The sequence below is a fragment of the Burkholderia sp. BCC0322 genome, assembly GCF_902833045.1.
In the GTDB taxonomy this organism is placed as follows: Bacteria; Pseudomonadota; Gammaproteobacteria; order Burkholderiales; family Burkholderiaceae; genus Burkholderia.
This window is the reverse complement of sequence record NZ_CADFDU010000001.1, coordinates 929900-943760: the sequence shown is the minus strand read 5'-3', so window position 1 is coordinate 943760 and position 13861 is coordinate 929900. Positions and strand designations below refer to the sequence as shown.

The 13861-nt window shown below is 68.9% G+C and carries 14 protein-coding genes; 7 read left to right on the top strand and 7 right to left on the bottom strand.

Features of this window, described 5'->3' with window-relative positions:
• The first annotated feature begins 359 nt into the window (after positions 1–359).
• Positions 360–950, top strand: a complete 591-nt coding sequence (locus HWX39_RS04440; protein WP_175965736.1) for a histone acetyltransferase — start codon at positions 360–362, stop codon at positions 948–950.
• Positions 951–1111: 161 nt separating this feature from the next.
• On the opposite strand, the gene HWX39_RS04435 is transcribed toward HWX39_RS04440, so the two are convergent.
• Positions 1112–1636 carry a hypothetical protein gene (locus HWX39_RS04435; protein ID WP_175965735.1) on the bottom strand — a complete coding sequence of 175 codons (525 nt, stop codon included), beginning with the start codon at positions 1634–1636 and terminating at the stop codon, positions 1112–1114.
• A 140-nt stretch (positions 1637–1776) separates the two neighbouring features.
• Here HWX39_RS04435 and HWX39_RS04430 point away from each other — a divergent pair, with 140 nt between their 5' ends.
• Entirely contained in the window at positions 1777–2337 is a 561-nt protein-coding gene (locus tag HWX39_RS04430) for an NADPH-dependent FMN reductase (protein ID WP_175965734.1), read from the top strand.
• 79 nt (positions 2338–2416) lie between these two features.
• Here the strand turns inward: HWX39_RS04430 and HWX39_RS04425 are convergent, their stop codons facing one another.
• Positions 2417–2728 carry a DUF4148 domain-containing protein gene (locus tag HWX39_RS04425; protein ID WP_175965733.1) on the bottom strand — a complete coding sequence of 104 codons (312 nt, stop codon included), beginning with the start codon at positions 2726–2728 and terminating at the stop codon, positions 2417–2419.
• 240 nt (positions 2729–2968) lie between these two features.
• Here HWX39_RS04425 and HWX39_RS04420 point away from each other — a divergent pair, with 240 nt between their 5' ends.
• Positions 2969–3472, top strand: coding sequence for a DM13 domain-containing protein (locus tag HWX39_RS04420; protein ID WP_175965732.1), 504 nt, complete (start codon positions 2969–2971; stop codon positions 3470–3472).
• A gap of 33 nt (positions 3473–3505) precedes the next feature.
• On the opposite strand, the gene HWX39_RS04415 is transcribed toward HWX39_RS04420, so the two are convergent.
• From HWX39_RS04415 to HWX39_RS04400, 4 genes are read right to left on the bottom strand one after another with little or no spacing between them, the layout of a single operon-like run.
• Complete coding sequence (locus tag HWX39_RS04415; RefSeq protein ID WP_175965731.1) at positions 3506–4147, bottom strand: DUF2894 domain-containing protein; 642 nt, start codon at positions 4145–4147, stop codon at positions 3506–3508.
• Positions 4144–4788 carry an OmpA family protein gene (locus HWX39_RS04410; protein ID WP_175954149.1) on the bottom strand — a complete coding sequence of 215 codons (645 nt, stop codon included), beginning with the start codon at positions 4786–4788 and terminating at the stop codon, positions 4144–4146. Before HWX39_RS04410 ends, HWX39_RS04415 begins: the two co-directional genes overlap by 4 nt.
• Positions 4789–4791: 3 nt before the next feature.
• Positions 4792–7839, bottom strand: coding sequence for a DUF802 domain-containing protein (locus tag HWX39_RS04405; RefSeq protein ID WP_175965730.1), 3048 nt, complete (start codon positions 7837–7839; stop codon positions 4792–4794).
• A 10-nt stretch (positions 7840–7849) separates the two neighbouring features.
• Entirely contained in the window at positions 7850–8629 is a 780-nt protein-coding gene (locus tag HWX39_RS04400) for a DUF3348 domain-containing protein (protein ID WP_175965729.1), read from the bottom strand.
• Between the two features lie 453 nt (positions 8630–9082).
• Here HWX39_RS04400 and HWX39_RS04395 point away from each other — a divergent pair, with 453 nt between their 5' ends.
• Entirely contained in the window at positions 9083–10294 is a 1212-nt protein-coding gene (locus tag HWX39_RS04395) for a hypothetical protein (protein WP_175965728.1), read from the top strand.
• 87 nt (positions 10295–10381) lie between these two features.
• On the opposite strand, the gene HWX39_RS04390 is transcribed toward HWX39_RS04395, so the two are convergent.
• Positions 10382–11020, bottom strand: a complete 639-nt coding sequence (locus tag HWX39_RS04390; protein WP_175965727.1) for a LysE family translocator — start codon at positions 11018–11020, stop codon at positions 10382–10384.
• Positions 11021–11168: 148 nt separating this feature from the next.
• On the opposite strand from HWX39_RS04390, the gene HWX39_RS04385 reads away from it, so the two are divergent.
• The 3 genes from HWX39_RS04385 to HWX39_RS04375 all read left to right on the top strand — a co-directional run bounded on the left by HWX39_RS04385 (position 11169) and on the right by HWX39_RS04375 (position 13819).
• A complete protein-coding gene (locus tag HWX39_RS04385; protein WP_175965726.1) occupies positions 11169–11633 on the top strand; it encodes a GNAT family N-acetyltransferase in 465 nt (154 codons plus the stop codon).
• Positions 11634–11682: 49 nt separating this feature from the next.
• On the top strand, positions 11683–12261 hold the full coding sequence (locus tag HWX39_RS04380; protein ID WP_175965725.1) for a hypothetical protein: 579 nt from the start codon (positions 11683–11685) through the stop codon (positions 12259–12261).
• Between the two features lie 178 nt (positions 12262–12439).
• Entirely contained in the window at positions 12440–13819 is a 1380-nt protein-coding gene (locus HWX39_RS04375) for an FAD-containing oxidoreductase (protein WP_175965724.1), read from the top strand.
• Positions 13820–13861: the final 42 nt, after the last annotated feature.

The following is a 13861-nucleotide window of genomic DNA, read 5'->3' as shown; positions in this document are numbered from 1 at the left end:
ACGTCGCGTATGGTGCTGCCCGTCCGCGTGCTCTCCGGCGCCCGACCCGCGCGCTGCCGCCCGGACCTTCGACCGTCGTCCCGCACGACGGCCGTGCGGGCCGTGCCCGCCGCTCACCGTCTCCGCGATGCCGCCCGTCGGCGCCGCGCATTCATGAGGAGAGAGACGTGATCCAAAAAGTCCTGATCCTGTTCGCACTCTGCATCGCGGGCCTCGCCGCGATCGCCGCCGGTTTCCAGCACATCCCCAGCTGATTCGCGGCCCCGGCTCGCTTCGCCGAGCCCGGGGGCCGCAGCCATTCCCTTCCCCTTCTGCGATGAACCACTTTCTCGGACCGCCCGGGACGGGCGACCTTTGCCATGCGTATCGACGTACAGCATTCCCAGCACGACATCGACGATGAACTCGACACGCTCTACGCGCGTCTGCACCAGCCAGGCCATCGCCTGCACGGCCTGCCGGCCGTCGCGCTCGGCCGCTCCGGCCTGATCGTCCGCCACCGCGAGGCGGACGGCGAGTACTTCCTGTATGTCGAAGATCCGGCCGCGCGCCAGCTCGCCGGCTATACGGTGTTCAACCGCCTGCCCGAAATCCCGCGCCGCGCCGACCGCTACCTGCGCGCGCCGCATACGCGGCTGCGCGGCTCAGCGCAGCGCAAGGGCCTCGCGACGACGTTGTATCGCTGGGCGCTCGACGCGGGCCTGTGCCTGATCAGCGGCGCGCGCCAGTCGGTCGGCGCTGCGCAGTTGTGGACGGCGCTCGCGCAGGACTACCGGCACGGCTTCGTCGATATCGAAGGGCGTGCGCTGCGTTATCTTGGCGAAACCATCGCCGACGACGTACACGGCGCGCTGCATACGCGGCGGCTGATGCTCGGCACGCGATGGAACCTCGAAGCATTCGCGCTTGCGGTCGGAATGACCGACATGGCAACGGGATCGACGCGATAGCGGGTACTGTCGTATCCCGTTGGCATTGCCAAACATCGATCGCGACGGCTGCTCTTCACGTTTTACAGGAGACCGGTGCGCGCCGGACATGCCGGAATACGCGCGACCCGACGCCCCCGCATCCATGGAAAACGGCCATCCCGCATCTTCGCCGGGGCGCGTTACGGATTCGCGCGCTGAAGCGCCTGGCGGCCGCGTTCAAGAATCCGCCAATCCTGCTCGGCCTCCGATCGATCGCCCGGAGACTGGCGCGCGTATTGCAAGAGCATGCCGGCCCGGCGCATATCCCGCTCGATTGCGTCGTGATTTCGCTGCTGCTCCGGCAATCTCGACTGCATCAGGACAGCGACGGCAAGTTGCCCCCCCACGAATTCCGACGTCGTGGCCAATTCCCACTTTCTTTGCGGTCCGCAAAATGCAAACGACGCTGCAAGACGCTCGGATTGGTCGAATGCGTCCAGGTTACGCTGCTGCTGGACCATCCGGGTGGCCTCTGCGATCTCCATTTTCAAATGCGCCGGATCACAGACTGGATGATTCGCGGAACCGGCAATCTCCGCGAGAACGGCCTGCACCTCCGGATCGCCCGGCGGGCGCAAGACCTCGTCATGTTTGGAAGAAGGGCCGGCGCAAGCGCTCATCAGCACCGTGACGGCAACACTTGTCAGATAACTCCAGCGCGTCATGAGCGAACCATTCGTCAAAGAATTCCCAGGGCCGACAAAATCGATGCCGCGATTCTAGCGCTTGCGATCCGATCCCGCGGCAATCACGCGCCGGTGCGATAATGCGTCCGCTCCACGCATCGCGTCCCGAATACTCACCGATGGCTACCGATCCCACCCGTCACATCAACATCGTCGCGCTGTGCGGCAGCCTCCGCGCGCAGTCGTACAACGCCGCGCTGCTCGATGCGGCCGCGCTCGTCGCGCCGAGCGGCATGCGCATCGTGCGCTTCGATCGTCTCGGCGAATTTCCGCTGTTCAATCCTGATGCCGAATACCCGTCGCCTGCCGCCGTGCGCGACCTGATCGAGCGCCTGAACGCGGCCGACGGCGTGCTGATCGCGAGCCCCGAATACGCACACGGCGTGACGGGCGTCATGAAGAATGCGCTGGACTGGGTCGTGGGATGCGAAGCGTTCGTATACAAACCGGTCGCGGTGCTGAATGCGTCGCCGCGCGCGACGCATGCGGACGCGGCGCTGCGGGAAACGCTGGCAGTGATGTCGGCGCACATTGTCGAACGCGCGTCGATCACGCTGCCGGTGCTCGGCAGTCAACTCGACGCGGCGGGCATCGCCACGCATCCGCCGTTCGCATCCGCGCTGGTTGATGCGTTGCACGCGTTGCGCGCGGCAATTTCGAAAGGCGAGTCGTCGCGCTGACGTCACGCAGCCTAAAACACATCGCAGTCCGGAATAATTGGACAAGACGCCCGTCGACAGGCGTCATGTCCGGCCCGGCTCATCGTCCACGATAGATCGACAGATCGCGGGCAACCGAGCCCGATTCGCTCGCGGTCGGCGACATCGTCCCGTATCCGCTCGTATCGGCCGTCGACGGGCCAGTCGAACCGATCTTCGTCAGCACTTCGGCGAGGCGTACCGGATAGTGCGGATCTTCGCCGGTCTGACGGTAGCCGGCCGCGCGCACGGCGGCCAATTCGGCCGTGACGTCCGCGCGCGTCACGGTGGACTCCGGCGCGGCCCATGCGGAAACGGAAATGGAAGCAGTCGCGGCAACCGTCGCGAGAACATACAGGGCAAGCTTGTTCATCTGATCTCTCCTGAGCGTCGACGACGTTGTCGACGGAGAGTGAGTCGCCCCGCGAGCGCAAAGATGACACGCGCCGGCGGAAAATTTTCGACATCGTGTCGCCATGCGGCTGCCGGGCGCCCTGCCCCGTGTATACGGCATACGCAAATAAATGCCGGCCTGGTGTCAGATTTTGCCGACCCGCGCGACTACCGGGGCGTGGCCCTGCGCCACCCTCCGTTTCCGCTCATGGGGTCCGACATGAAAACCAGAATCTGGATACTGATCGCGTCGCATTTCGCGACGGGGCTCGTGGCATTCGCCGCGGGCATCTACGTCCTTCCGATCCTGACGGCATCGGAAGGCGCAAGCGCCGTCGAACTGCAGGTGGCCGCCGAAAACGCGCGTCATACCGGCCGTTTCGAACGCGGCCTGCCGGGCAGTGACGCGCTGCACTGGGCCGACGGCAAGCTGACCATCACCGACTCGTCGATCGCCTTCGAGGGCGACATCGCGCCGGGGCCGGATTACAAGATCTATCTCGTGCCGGAATTCGTCGATACCCGCGCGTCGTTCCTCGCGATCAAGGCGCGCGCCGCGCGCGTGGCCGACCTGAAGACATTCGGCAACTTCGTCGTGCCGCTTCCCGCCGACGTGAATCCCGCGCAGTACACGTCGGTCGTGATCTGGTGCGAGCGCTTTTCGAAGTTCATCAGCGCGGCCCGGTATCGGAACGCGACGACATCGGGCCTGGTGTCGATGTAGCGAGTCCGGACCGCCGCCGCACGAGGTGGCGGGCTAGCGGCTCCTGCTCCGCGCGACCTTCTTCACCGCCTTCGCGCGCGGCGCTTCCTTCTCGGGCTGCGCGCCGCCGCCGGCGAGATCCTCGAGCCACGCGAGCGCGTCGACATACGACAGGAACTGCTGCAGATAAGCCGGCGACAACTCGCGCATCGTCGCGAGCGACCGGTGCACGAGACTGTTCGAATTGAGCGGCCCCGCGTTGCGCGGAACCTGGTCGAGCGACTGACGGTACTGCTGTTCCGTGCGGACTTTCGACCACAGCGAGCGGAAGTAGTCGACCAGTTCGGGATCGAGCCCGCGCCGGTCGGCCTGCGCGTCGCGCGCGAGCCGCTCGACGAGTTCCGCCAGCGCGCCGCGCGCGAGCCGCTCGACGAGTTCCGCCAGCGCGCCGCGCGCGGGCGCATCCGCCGCGCCGCTCGCGGCTGCCGTTTCATCGGCGCGCGCGACAACTTCCGCGAAGCCTTCGAGCAACGTCGCCAGACGCGCGTCGAGCAACGCGCGTGCGTCGCCTTCGAGCGCGGCCGCACGCCGTTCGAGCGCGTCGATCCGGTGAAAGCGCACCGGATCGAGCCGGTCGGCACCCTGCTCGCGCCATGCGTCGAGCATCGCTCGGACGTGTGTCGCGTCACCGGTCACTGCGCCTTCCCTCCGTTCGACGCGGACTTGCGCGGCACCGGCGCGATCTCCACGCGGCGGTTCTTCGCGCGGCCTTCGTCGTCCGCATTCGAGCTGACCGGCTGCTCGGAACCGAACGCGGCCGCGAACACCGACGACGCCGGTACGCCGGCGTCGATCAGCGCACGCGTGACCGTCAACGCGCGCTTGGCCGACAGCTCCCAGTTGTCCGCGAACAGGCGGTTGCCCGCATGCACCTGCTGGTCGTCGGCGAAGCCACTGACCATCAGGATCTCGTCGCGCGTCTTCAGGTAAGCGCCCAGCGGCGCGGCCAGCGTCTTCAGCAGGTCGCGGCCCGCGGGCTGCAACTGGTCCGAGTTCAGCGCAAACAGCACATTGCCGCTGATGCCGATGCGGCCGTTCACGAACGTCACGCGGCCAGCCGCGAGCGGCCCGGCGAGCGCCTGCTCGAGCGACTTGCGCTGCTGCGCTTCGAGCTGCCGCGCGCGCACGGCTTCCTCGAGCTTCGACGTGAGCTGAAGCTGCATGCCGATCACGCCGACGAGGATCAGCACGAACGCGCCGAGCAGCACCGACATCAGGTCGGCGAACGCGGGCCACACCGGCGCGGAGGACGCGCCGCCGTCGATTTCGTCATGCATGCGTTACGCTCCGACGCTCGCCCGCCGGCCGGCGAGCTGCTGCAGGTCTTCGACGATCTGCTTCTGCGACATCATGCTCAGGTCGATCACCTCGCGCGCCTGCGCGACGTAATACTCGAGCTGCTCGTCGCTGCGCGCGAGCGATTTCTCGAGCGCGGCCTCGATGCGTTGCAGATGGGTCAGCAGCTTGTCGTTCGACTCGCCGAATACCTGCACGGCCATCCCGAACGCATCGCCGAGGCTCGCGACCTCGACAGCGCCTGCCGTGACCTGTGCGGCCACCGAGTCGAGCTTGCGCGTCTCGGCATCGACGGTGTCGTTGAAGCGCGCGCCGACGCGGTCGAGCAGGTCCGCCGACGTGCTGACGAGTGCGTCGATCGCGGTGCGCTGTTCGGTCGACGCGTGGTTGACCGCACCGAGCAGCGTTTCGAGCGTCGCGAGCAGGCGGCTGCGTTCCTCAAGCATCGCGGTATCGTGCACCAGGCTGTCGGACAGGCGCTGGCGCAGCTCGGCGACGACGTCGGCCGCGGCCTTCGGCGCCTCCGATGCAGCCTGCACGAGGCGCGCGATCTCGTTGATCGTGTCGCTCGCATGCACCTGCGCCTGCGCGGTGATGTCGTTCGCGGTGCGGGCCAGCGTGTCGCAGATGTCCTGCTGGCGCGTCGCGGCCTGCGCGCTCATTTGCGCCCATTCGTCACGCAGCGCGGCCGCCATCGCGGCGAGCGAGTCGTTCCATGCGGCGAGGCGTGCTTCGTCACGCGCGGCGAGTTGCGTCTGCAGGCCCGTGTGCGAATCGCGGATCGTCGACAGCAATTCGTTCGAGCGTTGTTCGAACGTCGACGCCTGCGTGGCGAGGTCACGCGTCGTTTGTGCGAGTGCATCGCAGATTTCCTGCTGGCGGCCCGCGCTATGCACGCCCGCGCGCTGCCATTCGTCACCGAGCTTCGCGGCCATCGCGGCCAGCGACTCGCTCCATGCGGTGAGGCGTGCTTCGTCACGCGCGGCGAGTTGCGTCTGCAAGCCGACATGCGAATCGCGGATCGTCGACAGCAGTTCGTTCGAGCGTTGTTCGAACGTCGACGCCTGCGTGGTCAGATCGCGCGTCGTTTGTGCGAGCGCATCGCAGATTTCCTGCTGACGGCCCGCACTATGCACGCCCGCGCGCTGCCATTCGTCGCCGAGCTTCGCGGCCATTGCCGCCAGCGAGTCGTTCCACGCGGACAGGCGCTGTTCGTCGCGTGCGGCGAGTTGCGTCTGCAGCCCCGTGTGCGAATCGCGGATCGTCGACAGCAGTTCGTTCGAGCGTTGTTCGAACGTCGACGCCTGCGTGGCGAGGTCACGCGTCGTTTGTGCGAGTGCATCGCAGATTTCCTGCTGGCGGCCCGCGCTGTGCACGCCCGCGCGCTGCCATTCGTCGCCGAGCTTCGCGGCCATCTCGGCCAGCGAGGCGTTCCAGGCCGACAGGCGTGCTTCGTCACGCGCCGCCAGTTGCGTCTGCAGCCCCGTGTGCGAATCGCGAATCGTCGACAGCAGTTCGTTCGAGCGTTGTTCGAACGTCGACGCCTGCATGGCGAGGTCGCGCGTCGTTTGTGCGAGCGCGTCGCAGATTTCCTGCTGACGGCCGGCACTGTGCACGCCCGCGCGCTGCCATTCGTCGCCGAGCTTCGCGGCCATCGCGGCCAGCGAATCGTTCCACGCGGCAAGACGCTGTTCGTCGCGCGCCGCCAGGTCGGTCTGCAGCCCCGCGTGCGACTCGCGCATCGCGGCGAGCGTCGCGCCCGAATGGCGCTCGAACGTCGCGGCGGCCTCGCCCAGCGCGCGCGCATGCTGCGCGGCCAGCGTCTCGCCGACCTGCTCCTGGCGCGACAGCGCATCGCGCCATGCGTCCGACAGGCGGCTTTCCGTCGATTCGAGGCGCGTCGCCACGCCGTCGAGCAGATCCGTCGAACGCTGCGCGAACGTGTCGGTGAACTGGCCGAGCGTCGTCTGCAGTTGCTGCGCGACGGCGTCGCCCGCGCGACGCTGTTCGTCGAGCGCGCGGTTCCAGACGGCCGTCACGTTGCCGGTGGTCTTCTCGAAGCCGTCCGTCAGCCCGTCGAGCTGACGCTGCACGGCACCCGTCACGGTATCGCGCAGCGCGGCCATCTCCTGCGCGAGCCCCGTCATCGTCGCGGCGACGACCGGCTGCAGCGCGGCGCCGGCCACGCGCGCGCTTTCGGCGGCGCTTTCCTTCAGCGCATCGCCGACATTCGACGCGAGGCCCGCATACGCGCGCTCGGTTCGGTCGAAAAACGCCTGCTGGCTTTCGATCTGGCGATCGTGCAGCGCGACGCTGCGTGCCTCGAGCGTCGTCATCATCGTCTGCAACCGGTCGACCAGCGCCGGCATCACGTCGGCCTGGCGCTGCAGCAGCCGGAACGACTCGTCGCGCTGGTGCGCGGAAGAATGCACGCGCAACGTCGTCGCGATCTTCGCGTCGAGCTGCTGGGCCGCATCGATCCGCTCGCGGCGCGCGAGCGCGGACAGCAGCCCGAGCATCGCCGACGTCGCGACGCCGGCGATCGACGTGCCGAACGCGAACCCGAGACCCTTCACCGGCGCGATCAACGACGCGCGGATCGCGTCGAGATCGGTCGCGCTTTCGAGCGCGGCGCCGGTGCCCTTCAGCGTGACGACCATCCCGAGCAGCGTGCCGAGCATGCCGAGCAGCACGAGCAGCCCGACGAGGTAAGGCGTGAGCGACGGGCCCGGCAGCGCGACGCGCGCGCCTTCGACCCGCGCGCGCACGGCGCCGCGCAGGCCCGGGTGCAGCGTGTCGAGCCACGCGTCGAGCTTCGCGGGCGGCTCGGTCAAGCCGGCGACCGCGCGCGACAGCGTGGCGGTGGCCTGCCGGTAGCGCAGCAGTTCCCACGCGCCGGCGACGTAGCACGCGGCGATCAGCAGCGTAACGGCCGACGCCAGCGGGTTCGACGCGACATAGCCGACGCCGATCCAGCCCACAGCGAGCAGACCGACGACGAAGACAACGAGATCAAGGCGAATTCTGGACATAGCGTGTTGATTAGCTGGTGCGAAGGGCCGCGAGCAGCCCGTCTACCGTTTGAAACCGGACTTCGAGTTCGGCAAGCAGGATGCCTTGCATCTCGTCGCGAAACGTATCGAGCCATGCGCCGGGCACGATCGCCGCGACGGCCGCGCCCTCGGCCACCACCGCGCCGTCATCGGCCGGGGCGGCTGTGGCCGTGGCCGCGGCCGCGGATTCGGCGTCTGCCAGCGCCTGCCGCTCCGCGTCGCGCAGCCGCCCGAAACGCGTGGCGAGCAGCGCGGGGATGGCCGACAGCAGGCTGCGCTCGCGCGCGCCGAGCACGCGCTCCATGATCGCGTCGAGCGTCGCGAGCCGCGCCATCCCGGCCGAGCGCGCGGCGACCGCGACCCGCAGGCGGCCGCGCAGCTGGCCGATCGCCGTTTCCATGTCCTGCTGCAGGGACAGATAACGCTGGCGGAAATCCGCGAAATCGGCCGTGTCGGCGGCCGGCGGCGGCGGATCGCCGGGCCGGCGCCGTGCTCGCGGCCGGTTGGTAGCCGTGATCGCCTGCGCGAGCTCGTGGCGCACACGTGCGCAGTCGCGCTCCGCGTCGTAGCCGCGCACGCCGGCCGCGACGCCGGGCGGGCTCGCGTTCAGCGCGGACGACAACGTGATCGCGTCGGTCCAGCCGAGCCACTGGCTCAGCCGGTCGGACAGCGTCTGCCGGGATTCCGCGACGTCGGCATCAGCCAGGCGCGCGAGCAGCCGGACGAGCGCCGGGCCGCTCAGCGCCGGGCGCGGAGATGCTTGCACCATGCTGCAAACCGTCAAAAAAGGCAGCAGTTTACACGTCGCCGGGACGTCGGCCGCCAGAATCGGGGAGGTGGCGCCGTTCGGCGCGGCATGCGGCACACGCGAACGCCCGCCGCGCAAGGCCTGGCGGGCGACCGGGGACTGCTGCGGCGACGGTCCCGCCGCGCCCTTGCCCTTGCCCTTGCCCTTGCCCTTGCCCTTGCCCTTGCCCTCGTCCTTGCCCTTGCCCTTGCCCTTGCCCTTGCCCTTGCCCTTGCCCTCGTCCTTGCCCTTGCCCTCGTCCTTGCCTTCAGCCGTGTCGCCAGCAGGTTTCGAATATCGTCCGACGATACCTGTCGCGTTGCGCTACCATCGCAGCACCCGTCGAGCCACGCGTGCCGGCCGCGGGCTGCGCCGCCGAGACCGGGCGCCACCGACCCACGACGACAACAGACGGGCCCGGCCCGACCGCACACGATGCTTGCCAATCTCGTCACGCGCCTGCGCGACCGTTTCGGCAAACCGCCGACCCCGCAGGCCTTCGCCGAACGCCTGATCGCCGCGCTGCGCGCGTCGGGCGACACACGCACCTGGCGCCACGAGGACGAGAAGGGCTGTCTCGTCCAGTCGGATGCCCCGTCGAACATCATCAACCTGCACAACCTGTTCCGCGACTACGCGGCCGCGAAGCCGTCCGAGCGGGACACCGTGCTGAAGCGGCAGGCGAGCGCGATGATGCAACACGAAATCCCCAAGGATTTCGCCGTGGCGCGCGCGAAGCTGCGCCCCGTGATCCGCAGCGCGACCGAGCGCTGCGTGGCCGAGCTGCAACTGGCCGGGCGGCCCGGCATCACGGCGCTCGCGTTCCGGCCGCTGTGCGAGAACATCGAGATCGGCATCGCGTACGACGGCGAGTTCAACATCGCGCGCCTGCCGACCGCGACGCTCGACCAATGGGGCGTGTCGTTCGACGAAGCCTGCGACATCGCGATCGACAACCTGCGGGCCGAATCGTCGAAGCCGTGGGCCGCGCTGCCGAACGGGGTCTTCCTGTCGCAATTCGACGATTCCTACGACGCAGCGCGGCTGCTGCTCACCGACCTGCTCCACCGTCAGCCGATCGCCGGCGCGCCGGTCGTGATGGCGCCGAACCGCGCGGTGCTGCTGCTCACCGGCGATCGCAATCCGGCCGGGCTCGCGGCGATGGTCGACCTCGCCGAACAGGCGCAGGCGCAGCCGCGCCCGCTGCCGCCGCTGATGCTGCGCTGGGACGGCACCGCCTGGCGGCGCTTCGTGCCGGAAGGGCTCGAAGCGAAGCTGCACGCGCTGCGCATCGGCGAGCGCGCGGGCGACTACCAGGATCAGCGGATGCTGCTCAACGACACGCACGAACGCGACGGCACCGACATCTTCGTGGCGACCTACTCGGTGTACAAGCGCCAGGACGGCAGCCTGTTCAGCGTCGGCGTGTGGAGCGACGGCGTGCATACGCTGCTGCCCGAGACGGACATCGTCGCGCTCCATCGCGCGTCGACGGGGCAGTCCGCCTACGTGCCGATGGCCGAGCTGCTGCACACGTGCGGCGACCTGATGACGGCCACCGGGCATCAGCCGGTGCGGTATGAAGTGAAGGTGTTTCCTGATGACACGCGGTTCGCGGCGTTGCTGGCGCGGTTCAGCGAAGCCTGATGCCGAGGCGCGTTCGCGCGGTGCGCGCCGGCGGCCAGCCAAGGGAATGGCCGGCCGCCGGGCGATGCAGATCGGGAATGGAAGCGGTCAGATGCCCGCTTTCGGTGCATTCAGGATCAGTCGCAGCCCGAGCAGCGTGATCGCGCCGGCAGCAACGCGATCGACCCACTTCTTCGCGCGCAGGTAGAGTTCGCGCGGCCGGCGCGTGGAAAAGCACAGCGCGACGATCGTGTACCAGCCGAACTCGACGCCGAACACGAGCGGCGGCAGCGCCAGGTAGCACCACAGCGGCGGATGCTGCGGGAGCAGCGCCGCGAAGATGCTGCCGTACCAGATCGCCGTCTTCGGGTTGCTGAGCTGGGTCGTGAGGCCCGTCCAGAACGACTTGCGCGCGCTGCCGCCGGCGATCGCCTGCGGATCGTCCATCGCGATCGGCCGGTCGGCGCCGCGCCAGATCTTCGACGCCATGTAGATCAGGTACGCGCCGCCCGCCAGCTTGAGGCCCACGTACAACCATTCGACGGCCTGCAGCAGCGTATAGAGCCCGGCCAGCGCGACCCCGCCGAACACAATGCCGCCGATGCCCATGCCGAGCGCGGTGGCCAGCCCGTCGCGGCGCGACAACCCGATCGAATTGCGCGCAACCAGGACGAAGCTCGGACCCGGAATCATCGCGCCGAGAAACAGCGCAGCCAGGATGGCGAGTACGGCAGCCGATGCAGTCATCGAAGTCTCCTTGGTGAGCGACGCCGAATCGCCGGCGCCTGCGGGTCGTTTCCAACGGCCGAAGCGCTGATTCTGGCACGCTTCGCGCATGGCCGAAAGCCGCCTCGCGCTGCTATGCTGGCCCTGTTTCCCGTCATTCGCGCCCCCCATGATCGAGATCCGCCCCGCCCGCTATCCCGACGACGCCCGCGTCGTCGACGCGATCTTCCGCGAGACCATCGCCAGCCCGACCGTCAGCCTCGACTTCCAGGACTACGCGTCCGAGATCGCCGCGCTGCCCGGCAAGTACGCGGCGCCGCGTGGGCAACTGCTGCTCGCATGGCAAGGCGGGCGCGCGGTGGGCTGCGCGGCGTTTCGCGAGATCGACGACACGACGTGCGAGATGAAACGCGTCTACGTGCGCCCCGAAGCGCGCGGGCTGAACGTCGGCCGCCGGCTCGTCGAACGGCTGCTGCGCGATGCGAAGGCGGCCGGCTATGCGCGCATGTGCCTCGACGTGCTGCCCGAGTTCGTCGCGGCCCGGAAACTGTATGCGTCGCTCGGCTTCACGCCCGCGCCGCCCGTCGCGTTCAATCCGGTGCCGGGCACCGAGTTTCTCGGGCGGGACCTGTAGCCGCCACGCCATCGGCAGCGCTTACCTCCTTTCGACCGGACACCCCGCCATGCGCGTTTCCCGCCTGCCCTTCGTGCTCCTCCCGCTGCTTGCCGCGCTGTCGCTCGACGCCCGCGCCGGCGACCTGCCCCAGTCGATCGCCGCGCAGTTGCCGCCCGGCTACCAGCCGCTGCTCGCGCATACCGGGCCGGATCTCGACAATGGGCGGCACAGCTTCCTCGTCGTCGTGCATCGGGCGGTCGATACGCGCGAGCAGCCGTCGCCGCGGCCGCTGCTGATCTTCGAGGAGCAACCGGATCACGCGTTCCGGCTCGTCGCGCGCAACGACCAGGTCGTGCTGCGCGCGGACGAAGGCGGCCAGTGCGACCCGTTCGATCCCGAAGAGGCCGCCGACAGCGGCTTTGCCGTAAAAGGCCGCTTTTTCACCGTGCAGAACTTCGTCGCGTGCGGGCAGCACTGGAGCGACTACGTGACGTTCCGCTATGACCCGCATACGCACGGGTGGTTATTTTCGAACCAGGTCGTCACCGAATCGTTTCCGCTCGACGACCAGCCCGATCGCGTCACCGTCACGCGCGCCGACGCGCACCGGCCGGTGTCGTTCAGTCAGTGGCAACGCAAGGACTGACGCGGCCGGCGCGAACACGGCCGGACCCGGTCAGGCCTCGCTTCTCCCGCCCCGCCCGCACTCGCGGGCGCACGCCAACAGGGCTACCATAAGCGCTCGCCGTCGCACGGCCGTGCGACGGCCTCGCACGCGGCTCGCCCGCACGCGCTCCCTCGCTGCACCTGCACAGGAGGACGTCATGACGCAACACTTCGACGCGATCGTCATCGGCACCGGGCAGGCCGGGCCGCCACTCGCCGCGCGACTGTCCGCCGCCGGCATGAAAGTCGCGATCATCGAGCGCGGCCGCTTCGGCGGCACCTGCGTGAACACCGGCTGCATCCCGACCAAGACGCTGATCGCGAGCGCATACGCCGCGCACCTCGCGCGGCGCGCAGGCGAATACGGCGTGTCGGTCGGCGGCCCCGTCACCGTCGACATGAAAGCCGTGAAGGCGCGCAAGGACCAGATCTCCGGCAACTCCAACCAAGGCGTCGAGCAATGGGTACGCGGCCTCGCGAACACGACCGTGTTTCAGGGTCACGCCCGATTCGAGCGCGCCGATGCGGTGCGCGTGGGCGACGAGGTGCTCGAAGCGGAGCGCATCTTCATCAACGTCGGCGGGCGCGCGCAGATACCGGCCATGCCGGGCCTCGACACGGTGCCGTACCTGACCAACTCGACGATGATGGACGTCGACTTCCTGCCCGACCATCTCGTGATCGTCGGCGGCAGCTATGTCGGGCTCGAATTCGGCCAGATGTACCGCCGCTTCGGGTCGAAAGTCACGGTCGTCGAGAAGGGCCCGCGCCTGATCCGCCGCGAGGACGAGGACGTGTCGCAGGCCGTGCTCGAGATTCTCGCCAACGAAGGGATCGACGTGCAGCTCGATGCGACCTGCCTGAGCGCACGGCGCGACGGCAACGGCATTGCGGTCGGCCTCGACTGCGAGGGCGGCGGCCGCGAGGTCGCGGGCTCGCACCTGCTGCTTGCGGTCGGACGCGTGCCGAACACCGACGATCTCGGGCTCGACCGGGCGGGCGTCGCGACCGACGCGCGCGGCTATATCGAGGTCGACGAGCAGTTGCGCACGAACGTGCCCGGCATCTGGGCGCTCGGCGACTGCAACGGTCGCGGCGCGTTCACGCACACCGCGTACAACGACTACGAGATCGTCGCGGCCAACCTGCTCGACGGCGATCCGCGCAAGGTGTCCGACCGCATCACGGCGTACGCGATGTATATCGATCCGCCGCTCGGCCGCGTCGGCATGACGCTCGCGGAAGCGAAGCAGACGGGCCGCCGGCTGCTTGTCGGCACGCGCCCGATGACGCGCGTCGGCCGGGCCGTGGAAAAAGGCGAGAGCCAGGGTTTCATGAAGGTGATCGTCGACGCGGACAGCCACGCGATCCTCGGCGCGTCGATCCTCGGCGTGACGGGCGACGAGGTCGTGCACGGGATGCTCGACGTGATGGCCGCCGGCGCGCCGTACACGACGATCAGCCGCGCGATGCACATCCACCCGACCGTGTCGGAGCTCGTGCCGACGTTGCTGCAGGATCTGCATCCGGTCGAATGACGCGCGGCCTGACGGACGGCCGCCGCTTGAAAGCGACGGCAC